Raw genomic sequence first — 26,588 nt, 5'->3', positions numbered from 1 at the left:
CAAGAAAATTGATTGTTTGTGGAACAGGCATCTTGCCTGTTCCTAACTATTCGGCAACTACAAACTGTTACCTATCAGCGCGGGGAGAGAGTCTTTTTTGCGAAATTGCAAAGTGTTATTTTCACAGTCGATCGCAATTGTATCGCCCTCCACAAACGCATTTTCCAGAATCTTGTTAGCCAGCGGGTTTTCCAGCTCCCGCTGGATGGCGCGTTTCAAGGGACGAGCGCCGTAAACCGGGTCGTAACCGACATCTGTGATATGGTTTTTCGCCGCATCCGACAGTTCCAAAGTAATTTTTTGCTCGGCCAACAAACGCTCGATCCGCTTCACTTGAATGGTGACGATTTGTCGCAATTCGATCTTGCTCAAAGTGTGGAACAAAATGATCTCGTCCACCCGATTGAGAAATTCGGGGCGAAAGTGCGATCGCAAAGCAGTCATCACCCGTTTTAACATTTGGTCGTACTCTTCGTCTGTCTCCCGTTCTTGAGTCAAGGATTTTTCATTGTCAGACTTGTTTTCAGACTTACTTTCAATCTTACTTTCCGTCTTACCTTCACTGTCAACATCGACTCGCTGGGCTGACACCTCGACAGTACCATCATCAGCAACTTTATAATCTGTCTTGGGAATTGATACCTCCTTCGGTTCCTGCTTCCGGCTAGCAGGTTTTTTGACGGTTTTTTCCTTCTTAGTAAACACGTCTAAAATGTGGTCGCTGCCGATATTGCTAGTCATCACAATTACGGTATTTCTAAAGTCAACCACTCGACCTTGAGAATCGGTAATTCTGCCGTCATCCAACACTTGCAGCAAAATGTTAAATACGTCCGGGTGCGCTTTTTCCACTTCGTCAAACAGCACTACCGAATAAGGATGTCTCCGCACTGCTTCCGAAAGTTGTCCCCCTTCATCGTAACCGACATATCCGGGGGGTGCTCCTACCAACCGAGAAACGCTGTGTTTCTCCATGTATTCCGACATATCGATGCGGACGATCGCATCATCGCTGTCAAACAAAAACTCCGCCAACGCCCGCGCTAACTCTGTTTTTCCGACGCCTGTCGGGCCCATAAACAAGAAAGAGCCGATCGGTCTCCCCGGATCTTTCATCCCCGCCCTAGCGCGCCGGATTGCCGCCGCCACGGCTGTTACAGCTTCCTCTTGACCGATAACTTTTTGGTGCAAGTGTTTTTCCAATTGCAGCAATTTTTGGCGTTCTGACTCTAACAACCGGTTAACCGGAATGCCCGTCCATTTAGCGACAATTTCCGCAATATCGCCCTCAGTAACTTTTTCGCGCAGCAGGGAAGAACCTTGAGCTTGCTGTTTCAAAAGTTCCGCTTCTTTGGCTTCGCGATCGCGCACCGCAGTTTCCAACTTGCCGTACTTTAACTGTGCGGCTTTATTCAAATCGTAAGCCCTTTCTGCTTGTTCAATTTGCACTCGCAATTGGTCTTCTTCTGCTTTCAATTTATTGATTGCATCCAACAACTGCTTTTCGCCCAACCACTGAGAGGACAATTTTTCCTGCTTGACTTTTAAAATGTCAATCTCAGAGGTGATGCGTTCGACGCGGAAGCCGAGCCCAGGGGCGAGAGCACCTTTTCCTTCACCTTCGATCGACAATTTTTCCATTTCCAACTGCATCACCCGGCGGTCAATGCCTTCCAATTCCACAGGTTTAGAGGTAATCTCCATTTTCAAGTGGGCGGCCGCTTCATCTACGAGGTCGATCGCCTTGTCCGGCAAAAAGCGATCGGAAATATAGCGGAAAGACAGAGTTGCAGCAGCTACCAGGGCCGAATCAGTAATTTTTACCCCGTGGTGGCGTTCGTAACGGTCTTTCAATCCGCGCAAAATCGAAACAGTATCTTCAACGCTGGGCTCGCCAACAAATACTTGTTGAAATCGACGTTCCAAGGCAGGATCTTTTTCAATATTCTTGCGGAATTCGTCGAGAGTTGTAGCGCCGATGCAGCGCAATTCGCCTCTCGCCAACATTGGTTTTAACAAATTTCCCGCATCCATTCCCGAACCGGAACTGCCGCCGCCACCAGTGCCGACAACGGTGTGCAATTCGTCAATAAATAGGACAATTTGCCCGTCGGAATCGATGACTTCCCGCAGAACAGATCGCAATCGTTCTTCAAATTCGCCCCGGAATTTTGCCCCAGCAATTAAACTGCCCATGTCGAGGCTAAATAGCTGGCGATTCTTCAAAGATTCGGGTACGTCGCCGTTGACAATTCGCTGGGCTAAACCTTCGGCGATCGCAGTTTTTCCGACTCCGGGATCGCCAATTAACACCGGATTGTTTTTTTGGCGGCGGGAAAGAACTTGCACCACGCGGCGGATTTCCTCGTCGCGGCCGATTACTGGGTCGAGTTTGCCGGCTTTGGCGGCTTCTGTCAAATCGCGGCCGTACTTGCTGAGGGCGTCGGAGTTAGCTTCGCCATCTTGATCTTGGGCTTTAGCGTTGCTGCGGCTGCCTTTCCCCGTTTCGGAATTTTTTTCTTGGGTTTTAGCAGTGGCGCGGACTAATTTGATGGCTTCTTCGAGTTTTGGTCGATCGAGCGTACCGGCTGGGGGTTTGCGATCGTAACCGGGGCGGCCCGGCGGGCCATCGCCTTTGGTCAGCAACCTGCGGCCGACTCGTTCGTCTTCTACTAAGCCAATTAATAAATGTTCAACGGCGATAAAATTATCTTGCCAAGTCGCCCTGGTGGCCTCGGCAACATCTAACATAACTTCTAAGCCGCGACCGAGGTATAGTTGGTCAGCGTTGGCAACTCTGGGCTGTCGTTTGGCAAAAGCATCTAACTGCTGGGCCAAGCGGGGGGCATCGACTCCAGCTTTGCTGAGAATGCTGTTGGCCTGGCCTTGCTGTTCGAGAAGGGCGATGGCTAAATGTTCAACCTCTAGCTGCTGATTGGCAAAGCGGCGGGCGACATCCTGGGATTTGACAATGGCTTCCCAGGCTTGATCTGTAAATTTGCTAGGGTCTGTTGGCTGCACGTTGGTTCCTCGCAATCAAGGGGATTCCTGTTGTTATCCGTTAATACATCGTCTCACAACCATCATAATCTTTAAACAGGATTATGAATTTATGAGTGCGGTTAACTAGGGCGGAAGTTGTGACCTAATTGACAAGATTGCAAAAGCTTACAGTCCGCAATCCACCCCGAAATTTGGTGCGTTCAGACCGACTCTGGCCATTCCCTTCGGGATAGGTTGGCTGGCCGTACTTATAAAAATATTGCCCGAAACAAGATTTTTTATCGGCTGAGATTTATGCTATTTCCCACTTACCAATTTCTAGTTTTTTTCCTAATTGTTTTTAGCGCGATCGTCTCTGTGAAACCCCAAGTCGGTTTGTATAAAATTGTCTTGTTAGTTTCCAGTTTATTATTTTATTCCTTTTGGAGTTTTGACTTTCTCTTGCTGCTCGTTTTAGCTACGGCTTTCAATTATATCATTCTCCGGGCTGTCTGCAACAGCACATATAAAAAACTTGCTTTAATCTGGGGCATAATTTTCAACATTGCCAATCTCGGCATCTTTAAATATTGCAACTTCTTTGTAACTTCTTTATTTGAGGTATTGAACCAGCTACAAATTCCAGCCAACTTTCCAGTTTTGCAAATAATCGCCCCCGTCGGCGTGTCTTTCTACACTTTTAGAATGATTTCTCATTTAATCGACTGCTACAAGCAAAAAATCCCCTGTCCAAAATTTATAGACTATGCCGCCTACATTACCTACTTTCCGCAAATTGCCTCCGGGCCAATCTCGCGAGCTCGCGAATTTTACTTGCAGCTAAATTCACCCGAAAAATACGACTATAAAATCGAAGAAGTTATAGTTTTGATTTTGTCTGGACTCTTCAAGAAATATACTTTATCGAGCTTTTTGTTTAACTTCACTGACTTGCCATTCAAAGTCCCCCAGCAGTACAGCAGCATCGATTTGATTCTCGCGGCAATTTCCTATTCCTGTTTAATTTACGTAGATTTTAGCGGCTACTCGGATTTAGCCAATGGCATCTCCTGTTTGCTGGGTTTTAAACCCATTGCCAACTTTAATATGCCATACCGATCGCTCAGCTTGCAAGAATTTTGGAAAAGATGGCACATCAGCCTTTCCGAGTGGCTGAGGGATTACGTTTACTTTCCCTTTGGCGGCAACAAATACGGCAAGTTGAGGAAGTACGTAAATTTACTGATGACAATGGCGATCGGCGGATTTTGGCACGGCGCAGGGTTAAACTTTATTTTCTGGGGGGCAATTCACGGTTTAGGATTAATTGTCAACCATTTATGTAAAGATATCCCCCAAGCTATCCACTTTAAATTAGACTATGCCTTTCCCAGATTTGCTAAATTTTGCAGTTGGGTGTTAACATTTAGTTTTGTTACTTGTAGCTGGGTATTTTTCGGCACTCCCAACTGGGAAACTGCGATGAAATTTTTTCAAGGAATTGTCCATCCTGCAGTCGCCACTTTTCAATTTAACTTTTGGCAATTGTATTTAGTAATTGCAGTCATCGGCGCGATGAACTTGTGGGGCGATCGCATCTCCCAACTATTGCAAACCGTATTGTCATTAAAAAACATTTTCTTTCGGGTTGTCTTAGTTTCGCTGCTCATGTATACTATTTTGATGTTGGGGCCGAGTACCGTTCCGCCTTTTATTTACTTTAATTTCTAAGAAATATGAAAGACAGGGAATTTTTGCTGATTGTTACTTCTGTGATTCTCACTTTAATATTTTCAAACTTATCATTATTTCTAAAAAGCTTTGCTTCAACTCCTTTCGCCAGTCCCGAAATCAAACAAGCCGCGGGCAATATAGAAATAAACGGTTTGCGAAAATACGAACAAGATTTTTGGAGCAAAATTAAAGATATTAACTTCGATAGCCTCCCCAAAGAACCAGAAATTCCTCCTGTCAAAACCGAAATAAAAGTGGCTGTTGAACCCCCAAAGCCTGCTAATTCTAAAAAACCAACCCCAGCTAAAAAACCAACCCCAGCTAAACCCAAACTTACCATACCTTATCGCAAATTTTTATTTATTGGAGATTCCGTAATGTTCGACTTAGGAATTCAACTCCAGTACACTCTTAAGAAACAATACAATATCGCCGATACGAAAATAGACTACAAGGTTTCGACCGGATTAAATCGGATAGATTATTATGACTGGTATGCCAGAACTCGCCAAATTCTTAATAATTACCAGCCGGATGTAGTGATAGTTTTGTTCGGAGCCAATGACCCTCAAAATATCACTGATTTTCAAGGAAAAGCCTGGGCTGTTCTGAGCAAAGAATGGCAAAAAGCTTATCAAGAAAGAGTTGAAAAATATGCCAAGTTACTGGATTCGTCATCCGTGAGAAAAGTGTATTGGATCGGTCAATCCATACCTAAGAAATCTTTGTCTGTCAAAGCTTTTCCCATTATGAACGATATTTATAAAAATGCGAGCAAATCTTCAGACAAAATCGAATTCATTTCTACTTGGGAGACATTTGCAAACGCCGGAAAATTTGTTCCTGTAGTTGCTGATAAATCGGGTAAGCGAGGCTATGTAAAAAGTAATGATGGCTTCCACTTTACCTCCCACGGAGCTAGAATTATCGGCGATTTAATTGCTGACCAAATGATCGCCGACAAAATCTTAAAATCTCCCCAACCTCCCAAATATCCCAAAAAGAAACCCTAAACTTTAATAATTGGTTCTCATTGGGAGTCAGAAACCGGGTTTCTTCACCAAGTCTCGATGAGGATGCCAAAATTATCGCAGAAACCCGGTTTCTTTCTAGTTGCGTGGGAGTCAGAAACCGGGTTTCTTCACCAAGTTTCGATGGATGCCAAAATTATCGCAGAAACCCGGTTTTTTTCTAGTCGCGTGAGTCAGAAACCGGGTTTCTTCACCAAGTTTCGATGGATGCCAAAATTATCGCAGAAACCCGGTTTCTTTTTAGTCGCGTGGATTTTCCAATTGAACTAATTCCACTTTATATCCATCTGGATCTTGCACAAAAGCGATGACAGTTGAACCGTGCTTCATTGGGCCGGGTTCGCGAATAACTTTACCGCTGCGGGCTTTAATTTCTTCGCAAGTACCGTAAATGTCGTCAACGCCGATCGCAATATGACCGTAAGCATCCCCCAAATTGTACTCTGCGACGCCCCAGTTATATGTTAATTCCAAAACAGTAGTGTCTGATTCGTCGCCGTAGCCAACAAAAGCCAGAGTAAATTTACCGTCTGGATACTCTTTTTGTCGCAGCAATTTCATGCCCAGAACCTCGGTGTAAAATTTGAGGGATTCTTCCAGGTTGCCGACTCGGAGCATCGTGTGTAATAGTTGCATTTAGCTCACTCCAAATTTTTTAAGCTTCCTCAATTTTAGCGATATCTTGCTGGAAAAAACCGCATCGGCAAAGTTTACCTGGTTTTAGCTTGCTTTTTACTGAACAAAAACCACCACAGTTCTAAACCAATTAATGTCAATCCCCCTGCTGTTACGCCAATTTTTAAACTTAACGGCTGTTCAATGCTGCGGAATTGATTCGTTGAAGTAGGATGCTGGACGGACTGTTCGGAAGCTTGAACTCCCGATGCCATTCCCATCACAAGTCCTAAACTCGCGAGAATTCCCAAAATTTGACGATGGTGTAGCATTTTTCTAATTCCTCCAAATTTAGGCAATAGATTTTGGGTTAAAATTCCGCAATCGCAAAGCATTAGTAACTACAGATACTGAACTGAAAGCCATTGCTGCACCAGCGATAATTGGATTTAGCAGCCAGCCAAACATGGGGAACAAAATGCCCGCCGCGATCGGTATTCCAGCGATGTTGTAAATAAACGCAAAAAACAGATTTTCGCGGATGTTCCGCATGGTGGCCCGCGAAAGTTGAATTGCTGTAACTATGCCTTGCAAATCTCCTGAAATTAAGGTAATGTCGCTGGCTGCGATCGCCACATCTGTACCGGTACCGATCGCAATTCCCACATCTGCTAAGGCCAAAGCCGGCGCGTCGTTAATCCCGTCTCCCACCATCGCGACAATTTTTCCTTCCCCTTGCAGGGCTTGGATTTGAGCTGCTTTTTGGTCGGGTCTAACTTCGGCAAAAACGCGAGTAATGCCCACGGATTGGGCGATCGACTCCGCAGTCGATCGATTATCCCCAGTCAGCATCGCCACCTCCAAACCGAGTTTTTGAAGTGCTTTCACCGCCTGCGCTGACGACGGTTTGAGGGCATCGGCAATGCCCATTATTGCCTCAATTTTGCCCTCCGAGGCCATCCAAACAACCGTTTTGCTCGCAGCTTCCAAAGCTCTCCCGCGCAGTTCCAGATATTCAGTATCGCAGCCTAGTTCCTGCATCCACCTCAGCGTTCCCAGGGCGATCGACTTTCCGCCTACAACCCCTCGAACACCACTCCCGGCGATCGCCTCAAAATCCTTAACATCCGTCAAATTAACCTCTTGAGATTGAGCGTACCTCACAACAGCTTCCCCCAAAGGATGCTCGGAATTTCGCTCGACAGACGCCGCCAATTGCAGCAACTTTAACTCATTGCTGTTCGCCGTTCCTTTAATTGTCACAAAATCAGTTACCGTCGGCTTGCCTTCTGTGAGAGTTCCAGTTTTATCTAACACGATAATTTGGATTTTATGAGCCAATTCTAAACTCTCGGCTCCTTTAATTAAAATCCCATTTTCTGCACCTTTCCCAGTTCCCACCATCACAGCAGTCGGAGTCGCCAAACCCAAAGCACAGGGACAGGCAATAATCAGCACTTCCACCATTGTCACTGTGGCTAGAGTGAAGTTTCCCGTCGCGTTAAACCAGATAATAAAAGTAGCTAAAGCGACGGCAATTACTACAGGCACAAACCAACCAGTCACTTGGTCGGCTAACTTTTGGATCGGTGCTTTTGACCCCTGTGCGTCCTGCACCATCTTGACAATTTGAGCTAAAAATGTATCTTTGCCAACTCTTGTCGCCCGAAACTTGAAACTGCCAGTTTTGTTAATTGTCGCTCCGATCACTTCGTCGCCAAGCTGCTTTTTAACAGGCAAACTTTCTCCCGTAACCATTGCTTCGTCTACCGTCGAAGCACCCTCAATTACCTCTCCGTCTACCGGGATTTGCTCTCCTGGCCGCACCTGCACGATGTCGCCAATTTCCACTTGGGCGATCGGCACTTCCAACTCTTCCCCGTTGCGAATTATCCGAGCAGTTTTTGCTTGCAAACCCATGAGTTTGCGAATGGCTTCGGAAGTCTCTCCCTTCGCGCGATTTTCTAGGGTTTTCCCCAACAAAATTAAGGCGACAACGCTAGCGGCAACTTCGTAGTAAACGCCAGAATTTAAACCTTTGGCGGTGAATAAACCGGGGGAAAATGTCACAAATACAGAATAAAAGTAAGCAGCACTCGTACCCAAGGCAATCAGGGTATCCATTGTCGCCACCCGCCGTTTTAGGGATTTCCAAGCTCCCACATAAAACGATTTCCCGCACCAGAATTGTACGGGTGAGGTCAGGACTAATTGCAGCCAATAATTGTGCAGCCACGCGGGAATAAATGGCAAGTGCAAGCCCGTCATCGCTGGAATAGCGCCCACAACTAGCAGGATGCTGATGATACCTGCTGTCCAGAGTTTCCGCTGCAAGGTTTGAGATTCAGATTTGCGATCGGCTTGTTCTGCGTCATCCTCCGTAGCCATTTCTTGAATTGGCAAAGCTTCGTATCCCGCCGCATCAACAGCCGATTGAATTGTTGCTAAGTTGGTTTGCTTAGAGTCGTATTGGATAGCTGCTTGTTCCATTCCAAAATTGACACTGCACTCAATTACGCCGGGAACAGATTGGATTGCTTCTTCAATAGAAGAAGCACAAGAAGCACAACTCATGCCCCGCAATTTAAGTGTGAGATTGTCCATAAATGCCCTCCTAAGTTCGACAATTTCCTTGCAACTATCAACTGTCAACTGTCAACTGTCAACTGTCAACTGACTGGATAGCCAGCAGATGCGATCGCATCCCTAACATCACTTTCCGATTTAGCGGTTTGAACAGTGACCAATTTTGTCTTGACATCCGCCTCAACAGTGGCGGCTGAGTCAATGGCTTGGACTGCTTTGGTTATTGTATTCACACAAGCCGAACAAGCCATTTTGGGAACTTTTAGCTGTAGAGTCATAATTTGAACCTCAGCAGAAACTACTCTGCTCAATCAATGAATTAACTTTATTATATAGTCTCCAGTTAGCAGGAGAGTCAAGTCGATTTGAGATTTGAGATTCTAGATTTTAGATTTTTGTAAATTTCATCCTAATTTCATCTCTATGTGACAATGTGAATATAAATGGCAATTTTAAGGATAAAAAATCTATGAAATCAATTTCATTAAAAACAGGCTTTGCAGCGCTGACATTGACCGCCACAGCCGTTTTAACCAGTGGACTGCTTGCAGCTTGTTCAAAAGCTCCTACAAGCCAAACTCAAGCACCAAATGTTGCCTCAGCAACTGAAGCAAACAACAAGCAAGACGTGGCACAAGGCGGCATGGGTGGCATGAATCACGGCATGAATCATAATATGTCAATGGATTTAGGCCCGGCCGATGCCAACTACGATTTGCGATTTATTGATGGCATGACAGTACACCATCAAGGCGCTGTAAACATGGCGAAAGAGGTACTTAATAAATCCAAACGCCCGGAAATGAAAAAAATAGCAAATGAGATGATTGCCGCTCAGAACCGCGAAATCAATCAAATGAAAGAGTGGCGAAAAGCTTGGTATGCCAAAGCCGACAATACACCAATGGCTTATCACGCTCAAATGGGTCACATGATGGCAATGACTCCCGAACAAATGCAAAGCATGATGATGAGCATGGATTTAGGCGCTGCTGACGACCAATTTGACTTGCGTTTTCTCAATGCGATGATTCCCCACCACGAAGGAGCTTTGGTGATGGCTGAAGATGCTTTGAAAAAGTCAAAAAGGCCGGAAATGAAGAAATTATCTGAAGAGATTCTGACTTCACAAAAGCAAGAAATTCAGCAAATGAAAGAGTGGCGCAAAGCTTGGTACAAACAGTAGTAACTGGTTCGATTCATTAATCCCAAAATCTGTAGGGGCGGGTTCACAAACAATATGTAATTCCCACAAATAATCTTGATAAACCCGCCCTCACTCACACCACAGATAACCTAAATCAACCTTGATTTGTATCAAATGCAAAAAATGTACATGGTGATCGATCGTTTGGTGGGGGCGGGTTTTTGAGATTGTCGATTATTGGCCAATACAGTTCACTTAAGACAGATGCCCCCTAACCCCCCTTAAAAAAGGGGGAACAAGAAAGCTCTTAAAGTCCCCCTTCTTAAGGGGGATTTAGGGGGATATCCGGGGCATAAATAGTGTTAAGTGAACTGTATTGGATTATTGGCAGGTATTGTTGGTGAACCCGCCCCTACAGAAACAATGTTTATTTAACCGATTTCATCCTGATTTCATATTTATCTGCAAAAGTGATATATGAGTTCAGATTCGCCCCTACTCAATCATGCCCCCAATACAGCTCTGCCGAATTTCTGGGTTAATTATCACCCTTGCATTCTTCACATCTCCCGCCGCAGTTTTTGCCCACGCTGGCCACGGAAATGAATTTCACCAAAGCGGCGAAACAACTCAAACTCCTGCTGCTATTTCTGTCGATGCCGAAACAGCAAAACGGTTAGGAATTAAAGTCTCCCCAGCGGCTCGCCAGCGACTAGATATCGGCATCAAAACTACGGGACAAATTGAAACTTTGCCCAACCAAAAGGTAGAAGTAACTGCTCCGGTTGCTGGTAAAGTGGTAGAGTTGCTAGTTAAGCCTGGGGACAAAGTATCAAAAAATCAACCGGTTGCTGTTTTGTCTAGTTCAGAATTAGGACAGTTGCGGGTTGAATCTCTCTCGAAACGAGCGGAAGCTGAGGCGGATTTGCAGCAAGCGCAAGGCGATTTGAAACTAGCTACAGAAAATTACGATCGCCAAATTCAAATATCCGCAGCGGAAATCGCCCAAGCCAAAACTCAACTAACAGCAGTAACTAAGCAGTACCAGCGAGAGCAAGAATTAGTAAATAAGCGTTCAGTTGTCAAAGTTGCTAAAGAAAATTATCAGCGTCAAGTTGAAATAGCGCAAGCAGAAATAGCGCGAGCAGAAACTGAATTAACGGTGGCTAAAGAACAGTTCGATCGCGATCGAGAGTTAGTTGCATCAGGTGCGATCGCGCGGCGTACAATGCTAGAGTCGCAAGCACACTTCGCCGAAGCAAAAGCCACTGTTGCGAAGGCAAAAAGCCGCCCCGAAGTTATCAAAGCGGAAACCGAAATCAAACAAGCCGAAGTAGACCTGCCAATGCGGGAATTGCGCGATTCTCAAGGCAGAGCAGCAGAAGCAAAAGCTCAACTTACCAAGGCTTTGAGCCGCCGGGAAGCGTTGGAAGCCGAGAACCAAGTCAAACGCGCCAAAACTGCCGTGGAAGTCGCTCAGTCGCGGATTCGCTTGGCTGATGCAGCCTATCAAGCGCGGCTCCAACAATTAGGAACTATTGCCAATGACAAAGGATTTGTTACTATTATCGCTCCGATTTCTGGCACGGTAGCCGATCGCGAAATCACCCCAGGAGAGTCCGTAAGCGCTGAAAAACCGTTGATGACTCTCTTAAATGACAGCAGCGTTTTTGCCACAGCTAATATTTACGAAAAAGACCTGAATCAGGTAAAACAGGGCCAGGAAGTCAGGGTGAAAGTTGCTAATTTGGGCGATCGGACTTTCAAGGGAAAAATTACCATAATTGGCTCATCCGTGCAAGGAGAAACGCGGGTAGTGCCAGTCAAAGCAGAACTAGATAATAGTCAGGGCGAATTAAAGCCGGGACAGTTTGCGGAATTGGAGATTTTAACCGACAAAAATGTTACCAATGTTTTAGCAATTCCGATCGCAGCGGTAGTGGATGTTAGCGGTAAAAAAACAGTTTACGTTAAAAATGGCGATGCTTATCAAGCGGTTGAAGTTGAACTCGGTCAAACAGCCGGAGATTTAGTTGAAATTAAGAGCGGTTTATTCGAGGGAGATTTGATTGTAACACAGCGCGCACCTCAACTTTACGCACAATCGTTGCGAGGCGGTAGCAATCCGTCAACAAGCGAGGAAAAGAAAGAGGCAACTCCCAAAGCAACAGAGGTTAATTTTAATAATTTACCCGTGCCTTTGTGGGCGGGAATCGGGGGAGGATTGGCGATCGCATCTCTGACTTTTGCAGCCGGCGTGTTGTGGGGAAATCGGCGCAAATTGCCAGCAATAGCAGCGGATTCTGGAAACAATAATTTTTCGGTTTCTGCACCGACATTAAACGCGAGTACAGTAGATGAATTGTCACTGCGGGATGACAACCATCGCGTTAAAAGTCAGGAGACAGAAGCCAAGAGCTTAAACTAAAAATTTTGTTTAATCTAGCAATTATAACCTACATGAAATGACTTAAAAAGGCGGAATAGCCGATGGTAAACCAACTCGCATAAATAAACGTGCAAATGCCTGAGAAAAGTGTTCTAGGTAAGGAGATTTTAATCGCCAGCGATCGTTTAAATTACTAGCGTGTTTCAACACATATTCGTAAGGCAAGGTTTGGATTTCTCTAAAATTTACAACCAGTGATTCTTTGTTATTATCTGGGTTCGTTGGTGATGCCAGCAGGTGCAAACCTTCTGTTCTCCCTCTTAAAACTTCATTCCATTTTCCTTTTTTCTTAAATGCTTCGTTATTTTCCTCAAATTCTGAAATAGGGTAAATTGCACACAGGACTACCTGAGCTACTTTTTTATTATCCAGATCGCAGCTTTGGGTGAGAACAATTAAATCGAGTTCATTAACTTCTATTTGTACGTCTTGAATTTCACTGTTTTTGCCAAAATTTGTTGGGTCAAATACTGGTATTGGTACGAGACACCCAGGCAGGTAATCACCTTGCCTGAGAGTGGATTCATTGACCTGCACCCAGAAAGGCTCTACGCTCATTCTTCATCGAAAATATACGGCAGAGGTTTTTTACGCCCTTTGAACTGAGCACGCATCATTACTCGTTCCGAACGCTTTGGCGGTACTGGCTGCCAGTCTATTTCGCCAATGCTTTCTAGAGTTTGTAAGTATTGTTTGACAACTGTTAAATTCCGCAACACTTCATCAGCTAGTGCTGCAAGTTTTCGACCTTCAGGACTTTGTAATTGAGCTGTGGCTTTTGGCTCTAACACCAGCAATTTTGGTGATGGTGAAACGCCCTTAGGACGTAGGGGGGTAATTGTAGCCATCAGTTAATCGACTCCCTTATGCGTTCTGTAATGCAAGCTTCAAAAGCTATGTTTTTTTGTTCGTGCATTTGTTCTAAAATGTGCCAAAGCCCTATTTCATCAGGAGGAATATACCCTTCCAAAAATAGGTCTAAATCCAATATTATAGAAACAAAATCAGGTGTGGGAGGTGGAACTATTGCTTGATTAATAACCAGCATTGTTCCCAAGTTTTCTTGCGGAATTTGTAGCTGCATAAAGTAGCCACTTAATCCTTGTGGCAAGTCAGGGGAAACTTCCGGAAATGTCCTCAAATACTCTTTGAGATCGCCAATCGGTAAAGGAATATCTAGCCTGTTAATATACCTGAGTGCTAAACGAACAATTGCTTCTGGATGTGTCACCGACTGATAGATATTCCACAGTCGCTTTGCTTCATCCCGAAAATTTTCCCAACAGTCGTAAGGGGCAAGCCGACTGAATGCGAAAGCATCTAAACGCAGTTGAAGAATTTGTTTTTGGTCGCCGCGGGAGGCTATATAGCCAATTGGAGATTGGCTGGCTGTTGCCCCAACACTAGCACCTGCCATCATTTGTCCCTGAAAAAGTAACACCTCTTCACGCTGAGGATACTCAGCCTGAATGCTGGAGTACACCTGCGCCAAATTGTCAAGTTTAACTTCTGGTGGAAGTTTAACTTGTATATCAATCAAGGCTTCGGTGATTGGGGCGTGCGAGTAGTGTTTTGGTGCTTGCATAATAACTATTGTAAGCTGCATTGTCAAAAATAGCAAGACAGGTTATATCATTTGAGAGTTTAAATTTTAGATGACTTATTAATCAAGGTTGGAAGTTAAAAGATTTCATCCTAATTTCATTTTTGGGTGTCAACGTAAATTGAATGACTATTTAACGTCGCTCGCCCAACGGTGGCTGGTAGTCATCACCTCTATAAAATCATAAAATGTTCAGCACTATTCTTAGATGGGTAATTAACCGCCGCTGGCTAGTTGTTATCGCCACCATTATTATTAGTCTTTGGACATTGTATATCATCCCCCAAATGTCCCTTGATGTCTTCCCGCCTTTTGCACCCCCGCAAGTCGAAATTCAGACGGAAGCACCGGGTCTGGCGCCGGAAGAAATCGAGTCTTTGGTAACACTGCCGATCGAAAGTGCAATTAACGGAACTCCTGGGGTAACAGCAGTGCGATCGTCTTCCGCTGTGGGCCTTTCTGCCGTTAAGGTAATCTTTGATTGGGGAACTGAAATTTATCAAGCGCGGCAGTTGATAACAGAACGGTTGCAGCAAGCTCAAAGCAAACTCCCGGCTGGGGTAGAAACACCGCAAATTTCTCCCACAACTTCTCCTGTGGGCACTGTTATTACCTATGCTTTTACCTCGGAAACTACTCCTTTGATGGAAGTGCGCCGTCTGGTTGATTGGCAAGTGACAAATCGGCTTTTGGCAGTGACTGGCGTTGCTCAAGTGGTGGCTTACGGCGGCGAAGAAAGGCAATATCAAGTATTAGTAGAACCTGCCAAGTTGAAAGCTTTTAATGTGTCGTTGCAGCAAGTTGCTGAAGCGGCGGCTGCTGCGAATGTTAACGCGCCGGGGGGGTATTTAATTACGCCGGATCGAGAAACTTTAATCCGAGGGGTGGGGCGGATTGAGTCTCTGGAAGATTTGCAGCAATCTGCGATCGACTCTCGCCACGGAACGCCCGTCAGAATTGCTGATGTCGCTGATGTCAAGATTGGTGCTGCAATCAAGCGGGGCGATGGCAGTTTTAACGGCAAAAAAGCTGTGATTGTGATGGTGAACAGACAGCCAGTTGCTGATACTCCGACGGTAACTAAAGCGGTTGAGGCAGCAATGGCCCAGGTGCAGCAAGCTCTGCCCAAAGATATTAAAGTTACTGTGACTTTTCGACAGGAAGAATATATTAATTCCTCGGTGGAGAATGTGCGATCGGCTTTAGTTGAAGGTAGTATCATTGTCACCATTATTCTCATCCCGTTTTTGATGAATTGGCGCACTCTGGCGGTTGTTTTGCTAGATTTCTTTCTGACTTGGCTGTTGGCGCTGCTGGCGATGTATTGGCTGGGGCTGGGATTGAATACGATGACTTTGGGCGGTTTGTCGGTGGCGATCGGAACTGCGATCGACGATGCGATTGTTTATGCTGAAAATACCTACCGCAATTTGCGAGAAAATACTGCTTCTGGGCATCCGCGCCCGGTGATGGATGTGATTTTTGATGGCAGTCAGGAGGTGCGCGATTCGTTAATTGGAGCAACTGTTATTGGCATCGTTGTGTTTTCACCAATTTTTACTTTGCCCGGTGTTGAAGGTCGGATTTTTACGCCGATGGGAATTACTTATTTGGTAGTTGTGGTGATTTCTAGTCTGGAATCGCTGTTCATTTCTCCTGCTCTTTGTGCTATTTTATTGCCGAGCAAACGCATGAGTGCTGAGGAACCTTGGTTGCCGAGATTTTGCAAGCGCATCTATCACTTTTTTATCGAATTATCAATGCGCTATTCGGCGATAATTTTGGCTTTAGCTACTGCTAGTATGGTGGCTGCATTAGTGATTTTGCCTTCCTTTGGACGAGTGTTTTTGCCGGAGTTTCAGGAGCAAACTTTGGTGAATACTATTCTGCTTTATCCGGGTGTGTCTTTGGAGACGACGGATAGCGCGGCTTTTGCTATGGAAGATGCACTTAAGGATGATACCAGGTTTGAATACGTGCAAGTGCGATCGGGCCGAGCTCCGGGTGATGCTGATGCTGCGGGAGTGAATTTAGCTCACATCGATATCGGTTTGAGCGAGGAAGGGATGAAAAATAGGCCGAAAACTTTGGAGTCGCTGCGGCAGGAATTTGGTAAATTGCCGGGAGTTGCACCAAATATCGGCGGTTTTATTTCTCATCGGATGGATGAGGTTTTGTCCGGTGTCAGAAGTCAAATTGCTGTGAAAATATTTGGCCCGGATTTGAATCAACTTCGCAGCCTCGGCGCTCAAGTTGAAGCACAAATGAAAACTGTTAAGGGAATTGTGGATTTGCAACTAGAACCGCAAGTACCAGTCTCACAAATTCAAATTAAGTTTAACCGCCAAGCTGCGGGTAGATATGGTTTGAAAATTGGAGAACTTTCGGAAATCATTGAAACAGCTTTAAATGGCAAAGTTGTATCACAAGTTTTGGAGGTGCAGCAAACTTTTGACTTAGTTGTTTGGTTGCAGCCTGAAGCCCGAAATAACCTCGAAACTATTCAGAATTTGTTGGTTGATACTCCCAGCGGTAATAAAATTCCCCTCGCGCAAGTTGCGACTGTTACATACGGTACGGGCCCAAATACGATTAACCGCGAGAATGTTTCTCGGTTGATTGTGGTGGCGGCTAATGCTAAAGGTAGGGATTTGCGATCGGTTGTGACTGAAATTCAAGCTAAAGTCAAACGAGAGGTGCAGTTGCCGTTTGGCTATTTTATCCAGTACGGCGGTCAATTTGAGGCGGAACAAAGGGCTTCGCAAAATATTATAGTGTTTAGTGCGATCGCCTTTTTGGTCATTACCGTATTGATGTACTTGTCCGTTAAGTCGATCGCTTCAACTGCGATGATTATGATTAATTTGCCCCTCGGCTTAGTTGGAGGAGTAATTGCTGTAGCTTTGACGGGCGGTATAATTTCCGTAGCTTCCCTGGTTGGCTTTGTCACATTATTCGGCGTAGCTACCCGCAACGGCTTGCTGCTAGTAGACAACTATAACTCTAAATTTGCTGAAGGAATGCCCTTTAAAGAAGCTATTGTTAAAGGCTCGATGGAACGGCTCAACGCCATCCTGATGACCGCTTTAACTTCAGCCTTGGGTTTAGCACCTTTAGTTTTAGAAGGCGGCCCCGGAAAGGAAATCTTGCAACCTTTGTCGATCGTAGTTTTAGGAGGATTGTTTACTTCAACTGCCTTAACTCTGTTAGTTTTGCCAGCTTTGTACGCTCAATTTTGGAGGTTTTTACGACCTAAATCAACTCAGCCTGTTGTTGAAGACGGGAAGGTAGTTAATGTGTGATATTTTCTAATTATTGTCAGTCAGCAAGGAGTCAAACCAATGAAATCGCTCAACTCAAGTTTAATTGTTCTAGGTAGTGTCGGATTGCTGTTTTTGGGAGCTTGCAGTAAAGGTGACGAAGCAAACGAGCCAAATACCACTCCAGCATCCCCTCCTGTCGCCTCTCAACCTGCGTCTTCTACTCCCGCCACTGATCCTGCAACAGCAACTAAAGGGGGGCAAGTTGTAAAGTCTGGAGCTTACTATTTAGAGTTTGTACCTGAAAAAGAAGCTACCGGAACTCATTTAGATCTTTATTTGCAAAAAGGGGAGAAAAAGGAACCAGTTCCTAATGCCAAAGTGGCGGCAAAAGTGCAGTTACCGAACGGAAACCAGCAAACGCTCGACCTCAAATATGATGCTGATGGTAAACATTACGCCGTTGTATTTCCAGTCAAAGAGGCAGGAAATTATCCAGTGAAGGTGACTGCGGATATTAACGGAGAAAAAGTTGATGGTCGTTTTACCTTCAATCAATAGATAGCTGATTTCCTAATGCGCTCTAACTTATGGGCGCATTAGTTATTAGCAACAAACAACTGCCTCTTGCATTTCGACTAAAAAGCTGATCGTATTTCGATCGCACTTAATTTTCTATTTCGTTACTGCTGTTTTTTGAATGGAAAAAATACTCTACCGCTCAAACTTTGGAGATAAATGCCACCCACGGTGATTAGAAACACGAAATAAGCAAGACCCTGCACCAAATAAAGTTTGTCAGTGTAGCCAAACATCGCGCTCAGCAACAAGCCGGGAAACTTTTCTTCGGGAAGCACTTTCGAGGTATTCCACACCATCGGCCCGAGAATGCAAGAGTGCTCTTTGGCAAATCTTTCGTAATAGAAACACATCCCCGCTGACTCGCGATTGGCTTGCGATAAAATATTCACCGCGCTGTCAAATAATCCCAAAGTAGATACGACTAAACCCGCTACAATAAAGAGCAGTAAAATGCCCATATACTTAAAAAACAGGCGGATATTAATTTTCACTCCCCATTTAAACAGCAGCACGCCAACTCCGGTGGCTGAAAGTATTCCTGCCAAAGCGCCGAGGGCTGGAAGAATGCCTTGTTGAAACTTAGCGACAACAAACAAAACGGTTTCAAATCCTTCGCGCAAAACTGCAATCAAAACTAAACTAAATACGCCCCAACCTGCATGAGAATTTTGCGTTAAGGCAGCACTTACTGCGCCTTCGACTTCGGCTTTCATAAATCGCGCTTGCTTGGTCATCCAGAGCAGCATCCAGCTCAGCATTGCGATTGCTAAAAGTCCAAAGGTTGCCTCTAGCAGGGATTCCATAATTGGTGCAAAGGGCTGATTGGATGCGGACAAAATTTGAATTGTCCAGCCGAACAGTACACCTATCAAAGCGCTGGCAATAAGTCCGACGGCGACACCGCCAAAAACCCAAGGATTTAAATAACTTTGTCCCGATTTTTTGAGGCAAGCTAGAACGATTCCGACAACTAAGGCTGCTTCGACTCCTTCGCGGAGAGTAATTACAAAGGTGGGCAATGCTTCGCTAAAATTCATTTTTTTAATTAGAAGGAAGAAGGAAGTTCGGCAACGGATTATGTAACGGATGTAACGGATGTAACGGATGTAACGGATGTAACGGATGTAAGTCCCTCGGAAGAGGGAAGAGGGAAGAGGGAAGAGGGAAGAAGGCTTTAGTTATCCGGCGACTTAAGGAAGAAGGAAAAAGACTTACTTAATTTCGATAATATTTGAAAGGTTTGTAGTGCGGACTTAAGTCCGCAAGATTGGAGCGGACTTAAGTCTGCACTACAAACCTTTTTTAGGATGCTGGTTTGAAAACTTTTTGGCTGTCGCTTTCTATCGTTTTAACTAGCTGGTTGACTTGTTCGGTGGTTTTGATGGGGGCGGGGGGTGCGATCGCCGTTGGCCAATTTGTCTTAAGTTCAGTCATGTTGGCAACAATTGCTTTGTCAATCTCAGGGCTGGCTTTAGCCACTTGATCGGCAATATCTTTGTACAACATTTCCGCGTACATGACAAAACCCCGCGAATCTTGATATTCAATAATTGCGGAAATTTTGCCGTTAGCAACTGCGGCTCCGTATTCGGAATTAGCTGTATCCAGCAAGCCGTTAATCACTTGCAGCACGAATTTCGGATCTTTTCGCTGCGCTTCGGGAAGAGCGGCAATTGCTCCGTCAACTGCTTGCATAGATGTGTCAAATTCCGCATTCACTTGAGCCGGATCTTTTGCACCCGCTTTAACTAAATCCTGCAATTTAATTAAAGTAGCCTTAAATTCGGGAATTTTACGCTCGTTTAGCTGATCTTCCACATCGGCATAAATTTCTTCGACTGGATGCCCGATGTGAGGTTCGGCTTGATCGGGTTTGCCTTGATCCAAGAGTTCTTTGGCTACGAAAAGATGCCCTTTCATCAAGCCAAGTTTAGTCATGAAGTCTACATCTTTTGGCTCGCCTGTCAGCACCACATTTTCAATAGTTACCAAGTCTTTGATTTGGTCGAATTGGGCTTGATTGATGACATTTTTAGAGACCAATTCTTCTGTTTTTCCGTAAGGGCGGCTGGCTTGAATTTTGTTAGAAAGTGCCGGGATTCCTAACTTGGCTTCGAGTTTATCTAACTCGGAAAGAATGGCGGTATTAATGTTAATTCCGCCTTTGCCGCTGTGATTCATGCTGTGGCCGCTTGTTGCTGCAGGACTAGCAGTGGCGGTGGGTGAGGCGGTGCTGCCGGTGTTGCTGGCGGTGGGGGTGGAAACGCAACCAGCCAAAGCAACGAGGATGGCTGTAGCAGCGGCTGTCGGTAATTGGCGAAAGGATGGTAACATGGCAGTTGATGATTTTTTGGTTAGGTGCAGTAGGACTCGCCTGTTATTAAGAAAGTTTCCTAATTATTTGCGAGTTAATGATTCTACCTATTTATGAGAAATTTTGGTAGATAATTTAAGATTTTCTTAACTTGAATCGGCGCCGATCGATCGCGATTTGGGTTAAGCGATGACTTCAAATAAACCCATGCAGCCTGCTTCGGCGATCGCATCTTGATGGGGATGAAACATAAATTTTCCGGCGTAGCCGTAGGTAAATTCTAAGATATGTCTTTCAGCTACTCCCATTGTAATGACATCAGTTCTTTCACTGGGAGTCAAAGTCATTCCCGTGCGGTACACATCAAAAAAGTTGGCGTGCAGGTGAAAAGTCACTGCCGCTTCGTACTCAATCAGGTTAAGAACGTACAGCCGGATTAGCTGATTTCGGTAAATAGGGATCGGGTTGTTCATGTAATAATTGGGCAACCCGTTAAAAGCGTAAAGTTCGTTTTTTTCGTCGTCGTTTACGTCGTATCCTCCCATGATTAACATGATTTCATCCGCGGGAGGACGGGGTTTTGGCGGATCGATAATGAACATTCCATAAAGTCCTTTACCTATATGGCGAGTTACAGGAGCAATATGGCAGTGATATAGATGCACTCCGTAAGGATTGGCATCGAATTCATAAATAAATACCGAACCGTTTCTCACTGGCTTAACGCCATCCATTTCGCTGGTATGAATGCCGTGAAAGTGCAGCGAGTGAGAATGTCCACCTTTGTTAGAAAAGATGACGCGGATGCGATCGCCCTCAGTTGCCCTTAATGTCGGCCCCGGCACGCGATTGTTAACGTTCCAGGTGTTGAAAGTGACGGCGCTATTAAGTTGGACGATCGAAGTATTAGCTTCCAGGCGAAATTCCCGAACCGTGCGCCCGTTTTCGCGCGTCACCGTGCCGTAATCAAAATCGCGCACAATTTGCATCGGGTTGATATTGCTGACGGTGAGTGCATCTGCGGGCATGGGCGGTATTCTCGCGACTGATGTCGGTTTGCGAGTCAAGTGTTGAAGTGCGATCGCGCCGCCCGCTACCCCAGCACCAGCTATTCCTAGCTGTAGCAGTTGGCGGCGACTCCAGCGCCCAGCCTTTTTAATGGCGGGACGATCGGATAAATCTGTCATACTTATTGAAAAAATTTCTCAAAATTTAACTCATGGTTGATTATAAGACATTACCAGCTTGTTGTCAATTATTGTCAACTGTTATCCTTTTCTGGGAAGTCAGAAGATTTCATGCTGATTTCATCTCAGTATGTGAGGTTAGATGTTGGGGTAGATGCTGCCGATCGCTAACAATGTATAAGGATTTACCGCTATAAATTAGAGTTATGAGAGTTTTGCTAGTTGAAGATGAGCCAGATTTAGGGAAAGCGATCGATCGCACTTTAAAGCAGGAAAAATATATAGTTGATTGGGCCCTAGATGGCAATGAAGCTTGGGAATATTTAGACAGTCAGTGGACGCAATATAACCTGGCTATTTTTGACTGGTTGCTACCAGGATTGTCAGGATTGGAACTGCTGCGGAGATTGCGTGCTAAAAATAGCGCCCTGCCCGTCTTGATGCTGACAGCAAAAGACCGTATGGAAGATAAAGTGGCGGGACTAGATGCCGGGGCTGACGATTATTTAGTTAAACCGTTTGGCATGGCGGAACTGTTAGCAAGATTGCGGGCTTTGCAAAGGCGATCGCCCCAAATTCAACCGCAACAGCTACAGGTAGGGAATCTAGCCTTAGATTGCGGGAATCGCACTGTTTGTCATCTCGATAGAAGTGGTAACAGCCAGATAATTTCTCTAACAAACAAAGAGTTTCAACTGCTAGAATACTTTATGAAACATCCCAACCAAATTATCACCACTGACCAAATTCGGAATCAGCTATGGGAGGCGAGTGCAGATACCTTTAGCAATGTGGTAGCAGCTCAAGTGCGCTTGCTGCGGCGAAAACTTGAGTCTGTTGGCGCCACGAATTTAATTGAAACCGTACACGGCGTCGGATACCGAATGAAAAGGGGAGAGATATAAATTTATCGTTTGGTGGGGGCGGGTTTTTGAGATTGTTTGTTTTTTGCTGAATTTTTGGTAAACCTGCCACTACAATATACTTTGTTAAATATTAAAATTTAGTGAATTTAATGTGAATCAAAACAAACTATTTAACCGAACTCGCTGGCAATTAGCCATTTCCTATGCGGCTGTAATGGGTTTGATTTTAAGCTTGTTGGGATTTGGCGTATACAAGGCGATCGCCCACGCGCACTGGATCGCCATCGATCGCGAATTAGAATCAGTAGCGGGGACGCTACACGACAGCCTCGAAACAAAATTGCAGCAGCCCGGACGCCTAGAACCAATAGTCAATGAGCTTTTGCCCAACCTCCGCGTAATAGGAGTGAATGGCATTAAAAAACAGTTACCAAGCCGCCATATTTTAAGCGCTATCAACCAAGGCTATTACTATATTCGTTTATTTGATTATTCGGGGAAATTAATTGCTACAGCAGGCGCTTATCCCGAAGAATTACCAGCCGAATTTAACTCCCAATACTGGCAAACAATAACTGACACCAAAGGCAATGTTTATCATCAAATTTCTGTAGCGCTACATACCCAAACACAGCAAGATTGGGGATATTTTCAAGTTGGGCGGAGCTTGCAAGACTTTAATGATTATCTCAGTACAGTGAAATGGGTTTTGAAACTAGGATTGCCTACAGCATTAATTTTGATCGGCTTTGCTAGTTGGTTATTGGCCGGATTGGCGATGAAACCGATTTATTCTTCCTACCGACAAATCCAACAGTTTACAGCGGATGCTGCCCACGAATTGCGGACGCCTTTAGCGGCATCTCAAGCAACTGTAGAATCGGCGCTGTTGACGCCTCAATTAGATGAAAAAGAAGCGCGGGAAATTTTGCAAACAGTCGATCGCCAAAACCGACGGTTAACTCAGTTAGTGGCTGATTTGCTGCTGCTGGCTCGCATGGATAATCAAGCGATACGCGATCGCCCTCAATTGTGTTGTTTGAATGACTTGGTGAGCGATTTAGTAGAGGAATTGGCAGCTTTGGCGATCGCTTCTAAGGTAGCCATAACCTCGTCCGTGCGGGTGCAACAACAATTAAATGTTGTCGGCAATTCCGACCAACTTTATCGCTTAGTTGCTAATTTAATTGTTAATGCCATTCAATACACTCCGGCGGGCGGGAAAGTAACAGTTATTTTAGATTGCAATCACATCGAGGCGATCGTTCAGGTTCAAGATACCGGTATTGGGATCGCGGCGGCAGATTTAGAGCGAATATTCGATCGATTTTACCGAGTCAACAGCGATCGATCGCGCCATACAGGCGGTTCGGGACTGGGATTGGCGATCGCCCAAACCATAGCCCGCGCCCACCGCGGCAGCCTCAGCGCCCGCAGCCAATTGGGTTCCGGCAGCACCTTTCTCCTGCAGTTGCCTTTGTGAGCTACTATGTGAGGGCAACTGACATCTTGCACCATGTTCGCTTAACAGGCCTTTCGAGCCTGTCCGACAAAAAGTGAATTATCTTGTGGGGAGTAGGAGTTGGCATTTTCTAGCCCGCCCGTGAAAGGCTGATTGAGAATTGTGCAAGATGTGGGGAAAACCGAATCATCTTTTTGTGGTAATCCCTTTTGCAGAAGAGAGCACGATCGCCGAAAATCATTAAATAGCTATTTCTAAGCAATTAGCAGTCATCAGAGAGAAAAATTATGACAGTTTTAGAACAGGGAACAATCTCAATCCATACCGAAAATATTTTCCCGATTATCAAGAAGTCGCTATATACTGACCACGAAGTCTTCTTGCGGGAACTAATTTCTAACGGCGTCGATGCCATTGCCAAACTCAAAATGGTTTCCCGTTCCGGAGAGTACAGCGGCGACATTGGCGAACCGCACATCAACATAGCAATTGACAAAGAAAACAAAACCCTCTCAATTTCCGATAACGGCATCGGCATGACCCTCGACGAGGTAAAAAAATACATCAACCAAGTCGCTTTCTCCAGCGCAGAAGAATTTATTCAAAAATACCAAGGCAGTGGCGACGACGCAATTATTGGTCACTTCGGCCTCGGTTTCTACTCTTCTTTCATGGTGGCTCAGAAAGTAGAGATTGACACTCTTTCTTACCAAGAAGGCTCCCAAGCAGTACACTGGTCTTGCGACGGTTCCCCAGCTTTTGAACTATCAGAATCCGCACGCACAGAACGCGGTACTACGATTACTCTGACACTCCAAGACGAAGAACAAGAGTATGTAGATCCCACCCGGATTAAGCAGTTAATCAAAACTTACTGCGATTTCATGCCTGTCCCCATCAAATTTGAGGGAGAGGAAATCAACAAGCACAAAGCAATCTGGCGGGAATCAGCCAGCAATTTGCAAAAAGAAGATTATTTGGAACTGTACCGCTACCTTTACCCGTTCCAAGATGAGCCGCTGCTGTGGGTACACCTGAATACAGATTATCCTTTCATTGTCAACGGGATTCTTTTCTTTCCCAAATTGCGGCCGGATGTTGATGTTACCCAAGGCAATATTAAGCTATTCTGCAACCAGGTTTTTGTCAGCGACCACTGCGAAGAAATTATCCCGAAATTCTTGATGCCACTGCGGGGAGTTATTGACAGTACCGACATTCCGCTGAACGTTTCTCGCAGTTCTTTGCAAAGCAATCGCACGGTGCGGAAAATCGCTGACTATATTGCGAAAAAAGTGGGCGATCGCCTGAAAGAACTCTACCGCGACGACCGTGACGAATACATCCGCTGCTGGCAAGATATCGGCACTTTTGTCAAGTTCGGAACTCTCAACGATGACAAGTTCAAAAAGCAAGTCGAAGATATTTTAATCTACCGCAGCACCTACGAACCAACAGCCGAGAAGCCAGAAACTGCAACGCCAGAAGTTCAGGTGCAAACAGAGGAAGGAGATTTATGGCAAGATGTCACTCCGAAGTCGGATAATTCTCGTTCCACGCAGCCTTACACAACTCTAAAAGAGTATTTGGAACGCAATCAAACACGTCACGAAAATCGGGTGTTTTACTGCACAGAACCTGCGTCTCAAGCAACTTACGTCGCACTGCACAAAAGCCAAGGTTTAGAAGTGCTGTTTATGGATTCTTTCATCGACACGCACTTTATCAGCTTCTTGGAAAGAGAATACTCAGATGTCAAATTCTCGCGGGTGGATTCGGACATTGACGACACGCTAATTGACAAAGAGAAAGAAGCGGAAATTGTCGATCCGGCGACGAATAAGACTCGCAGCGAACAAGTTAAAGAAATGTTCCAAAAGGCTCTCAATAAGCCGAAAGTGAACATTCGCACTGAAGCTTTGAAGTCTGACTCTACGGAGGGTGCGCCACCTGCGATCGTACTTTTACCGGAAGCTTTGCGCCGGATGCGCGACATGACGGCGCTTTTGCAGCAGCAAGCCGCCGAATTCCCCGAAGAACACGTTTTGTTGGTGAATACCTCTCACCCGCTGATTCAAAATCTGGCTAGTTTGAGTCAGGGTGCGATTATTCAAGGCGGCGGGGAGTCTCCGTCGGCTGAGTTGGCGAGTATGATTTGTCACCACGTTTACGACTTGGCTTTGATGGCCCAGAAGGGTTTCGATGCTGAAGGGATGCAGGAGTTTGTTGAGCGATCGAACAATGTCTTGACAAAATTAACAGAACGTGCAATGTAAGAACCCGCCCAACCCCCTTGCTAAGGGGGGAGCAGCAGAGTTTGCTTGTTGCGGTCTCTGCTGGAAACAGCAGGTTTGCTTGTACCCCATTCAGCAGTGAGGCTACAGGGTTTTTCTTGTCCCCCCTTTTTTTGGGGGGGCTAGGGGCGTAGTCCGCGATTGCTCTATAATAAAAGGCTGCATCACAAACAAGTAGTCTGGAGGGCAATATGTCACGGAAATGTCAGCTAACGGGGAAGAAGGCGAATAACGGTTTTGCGGTTTCTCACTCGCACCACCGCACTCACAAGTTGCAAGGCGCAAATTTGCAGTGGAAGCGGGTTTGGTGGCCGCAGGAGAAGCGCTGGGTAAGATTGCACCTTTCTACAAAGGCGATTAAAACCTTGCAACACAAGGGTTTGGAAATCATGGCGAAGGAAGCTGGAATTAATCTTTACAAGCTTTAAAAAACTTGGCTAAATTAAAATGAGGGCGATCGCACATTTGAGAGTGCG

General features: G+C 45.3%; 21 protein-coding genes. 10 read left to right on the top strand and 11 right to left on the bottom strand.

All coding sequences use genetic code 11. The annotated features are described in order from the left end of the window. Nucleotides 1-57: 57 nt before the first annotated feature. Nucleotides 58-3,021 carry an AAA family ATPase gene (locus QUA58_RS06400; protein WP_333393366.1) on the bottom strand — a complete coding sequence of 988 codons (2,964 nt, stop codon included), beginning with the start codon at nucleotides 3,019-3,021 and terminating at the stop codon, nucleotides 58-60. 276 nt (nucleotides 3,022-3,297) lie between these two features. Here QUA58_RS06400 and QUA58_RS06395 point away from each other — a divergent pair, with 276 nt between their 5' ends. Together QUA58_RS06395 and QUA58_RS06390 are read left to right on the top strand one after the other, a co-directional pair. Further along, nucleotides 3,298-4,713, top strand: a complete 1,416-nt coding sequence (locus QUA58_RS06395; RefSeq protein ID WP_333393365.1) for an MBOAT family O-acyltransferase — start codon at nucleotides 3,298-3,300, stop codon at nucleotides 4,711-4,713. 5 nt (nucleotides 4,714-4,718) lie between these two features. Continuing rightward, on the top strand, nucleotides 4,719-5,729 hold the full coding sequence (locus QUA58_RS06390; RefSeq protein ID WP_333393364.1) for a DUF459 domain-containing protein: 1,011 nt from the start codon (nucleotides 4,719-4,721) through the stop codon (nucleotides 5,727-5,729). Between the two features lie 258 nt (nucleotides 5,730-5,987). Here QUA58_RS06390 and gloA read toward each other — a convergent pair whose 3' ends face one another. From gloA to QUA58_RS06370, 4 genes are all read right to left on the bottom strand, one after another. Continuing rightward, the gene (gene gloA, locus QUA58_RS06385; RefSeq protein ID WP_333247917.1) at nucleotides 5,988-6,383 is read right to left on the bottom strand and encodes a lactoylglutathione lyase; all 396 of its coding nucleotides are present in this window, start codon (nucleotides 6,381-6,383) and stop codon (nucleotides 5,988-5,990) included. 74 nt (nucleotides 6,384-6,457) lie between these two features. Further along, nucleotides 6,458-6,694 carry a hypothetical protein gene (locus QUA58_RS06380; protein WP_333247919.1) on the bottom strand — a complete coding sequence of 79 codons (237 nt, stop codon included), beginning with the start codon at nucleotides 6,692-6,694 and terminating at the stop codon, nucleotides 6,458-6,460. Between the two features lie 19 nt (nucleotides 6,695-6,713). Next, the gene (locus QUA58_RS06375; RefSeq protein WP_333393363.1) at nucleotides 6,714-8,966 is read right to left on the bottom strand and encodes a heavy metal translocating P-type ATPase; all 2,253 of its coding nucleotides are present in this window, start codon (nucleotides 8,964-8,966) and stop codon (nucleotides 6,714-6,716) included. Nucleotides 8,967-9,031: 65 nt separating this feature from the next. Continuing rightward, nucleotides 9,032-9,226: a heavy-metal-associated domain-containing protein gene (locus QUA58_RS06370; RefSeq protein ID WP_106150165.1), complete on the bottom strand. Its 195-nt coding sequence runs from the start codon at nucleotides 9,224-9,226 to the stop codon at nucleotides 9,032-9,034. A 191-nt stretch (nucleotides 9,227-9,417) separates the two neighbouring features. On the opposite strand from QUA58_RS06370, the gene QUA58_RS06365 reads away from it, so the two are divergent. After that, nucleotides 9,418-10,134 carry a DUF305 domain-containing protein gene (locus QUA58_RS06365; RefSeq protein WP_333393362.1) on the top strand — a complete coding sequence of 239 codons (717 nt, stop codon included), beginning with the start codon at nucleotides 9,418-9,420 and terminating at the stop codon, nucleotides 10,132-10,134. Between the two features lie 466 nt (nucleotides 10,135-10,600). After that, nucleotides 10,601-12,523 (top strand): efflux RND transporter periplasmic adaptor subunit, encoded by a 1,923-nt coding sequence (locus QUA58_RS06360; RefSeq protein WP_333393361.1) that lies wholly within the window; start codon nucleotides 10,601-10,603, stop codon nucleotides 12,521-12,523. A gap of 42 nt (nucleotides 12,524-12,565) precedes the next feature. On the opposite strand, the gene QUA58_RS06355 is transcribed toward QUA58_RS06360, so the two are convergent. From QUA58_RS06355 to QUA58_RS06345, 3 genes are read right to left on the bottom strand one after another with little or no spacing between them, the layout of a single operon-like run. Beyond that, nucleotides 12,566-13,102, bottom strand: a complete 537-nt coding sequence (locus QUA58_RS06355; protein WP_333255589.1) for a hypothetical protein — start codon at nucleotides 13,100-13,102, stop codon at nucleotides 12,566-12,568. Next, entirely contained in the window at nucleotides 13,099-13,392 is a 294-nt protein-coding gene (locus QUA58_RS06350; protein WP_333255587.1) for a hypothetical protein, read from the bottom strand. The genes QUA58_RS06355 and QUA58_RS06350 overlap by 4 nt, the downstream gene beginning before the upstream one ends. Beyond that, nucleotides 13,392-14,129, bottom strand: coding sequence for a TIGR04255 family protein (locus QUA58_RS06345; protein ID WP_333276770.1), 738 nt, complete (start codon nucleotides 14,127-14,129; stop codon nucleotides 13,392-13,394). The genes QUA58_RS06350 and QUA58_RS06345 overlap by 1 nt, the downstream gene beginning before the upstream one ends. 206 nt (nucleotides 14,130-14,335) lie before the next feature. Between QUA58_RS06345 and QUA58_RS06340 the strand changes: the two genes are divergently transcribed. Next, nucleotides 14,336-17,449: an efflux RND transporter permease subunit gene (locus tag QUA58_RS06340; RefSeq protein WP_333393360.1), complete on the top strand. Its 3,114-nt coding sequence runs from the start codon at nucleotides 14,336-14,338 to the stop codon at nucleotides 17,447-17,449. 39 nt (nucleotides 17,450-17,488) lie between these two features. Then, nucleotides 17,489-17,968, top strand: coding sequence for a hypothetical protein (locus tag QUA58_RS06335; RefSeq protein ID WP_333255581.1), 480 nt, complete (start codon nucleotides 17,489-17,491; stop codon nucleotides 17,966-17,968). Between the two features lie 122 nt (nucleotides 17,969-18,090). On the opposite strand, the gene QUA58_RS06330 is transcribed toward QUA58_RS06335, so the two are convergent. From QUA58_RS06330 to QUA58_RS06320, 3 genes are all read right to left on the bottom strand, one after another. Beyond that, entirely contained in the window at nucleotides 18,091-19,026 is a 936-nt protein-coding gene (locus tag QUA58_RS06330; protein ID WP_333393359.1) for an FTR1 family protein, read from the bottom strand. Between the two features lie 265 nt (nucleotides 19,027-19,291). Further along, nucleotides 19,292-20,323 (bottom strand): helix-hairpin-helix domain-containing protein, encoded by a 1,032-nt coding sequence (locus QUA58_RS06325; protein ID WP_333255578.1) that lies wholly within the window; start codon nucleotides 20,321-20,323, stop codon nucleotides 19,292-19,294. 162 nt (nucleotides 20,324-20,485) lie between these two features. Further along, complete coding sequence (locus QUA58_RS06320; protein WP_333255576.1) at nucleotides 20,486-21,490, bottom strand: multicopper oxidase domain-containing protein; 1,005 nt, start codon at nucleotides 21,488-21,490, stop codon at nucleotides 20,486-20,488. A gap of 206 nt (nucleotides 21,491-21,696) precedes the next feature. On the opposite strand from QUA58_RS06320, the gene rppA reads away from it, so the two are divergent. The 4 genes from rppA (at nucleotide 21,697) to rpmB (ending at nucleotide 26,540) form a co-directional block, all read left to right on the top strand. Further along, complete coding sequence (gene rppA, locus QUA58_RS06315; protein ID WP_333255574.1) at nucleotides 21,697-22,395, top strand: two-component system response regulator RppA; 699 nt, start codon at nucleotides 21,697-21,699, stop codon at nucleotides 22,393-22,395. 112 nt (nucleotides 22,396-22,507) lie between these two features. Continuing rightward, nucleotides 22,508-23,839 carry a two-component system sensor histidine kinase RppB gene (gene rppB / locus QUA58_RS06310; protein ID WP_333393358.1) on the top strand — a complete coding sequence of 444 codons (1,332 nt, stop codon included), beginning with the start codon at nucleotides 22,508-22,510 and terminating at the stop codon, nucleotides 23,837-23,839. Nucleotides 23,840-24,105: 266 nt separating this feature from the next. Continuing rightward, entirely contained in the window at nucleotides 24,106-26,094 is a 1,989-nt protein-coding gene (gene htpG / locus QUA58_RS06305; RefSeq protein WP_333255570.1) for a molecular chaperone HtpG, read from the top strand. Between the two features lie 209 nt (nucleotides 26,095-26,303). Beyond that, on the top strand, nucleotides 26,304-26,540 hold the full coding sequence (rpmB, locus tag QUA58_RS06300; protein WP_333255568.1) for a 50S ribosomal protein L28: 237 nt from the start codon (nucleotides 26,304-26,306) through the stop codon (nucleotides 26,538-26,540). Nucleotides 26,541-26,588 lie beyond the last annotated feature (48 nt).

Origin of the sequence: Microcoleus sp. N9_A1, assembly GCF_036701795.1 — a bacterium.
Classification (GTDB): domain Bacteria; phylum Cyanobacteriota; class Cyanobacteriia; order Cyanobacteriales; family Microcoleaceae; genus Microcoleus.
The sequence above is the reverse complement of the archived record's forward strand: the minus strand, read 5'-3'. Positions and strand labels throughout refer to the sequence as shown.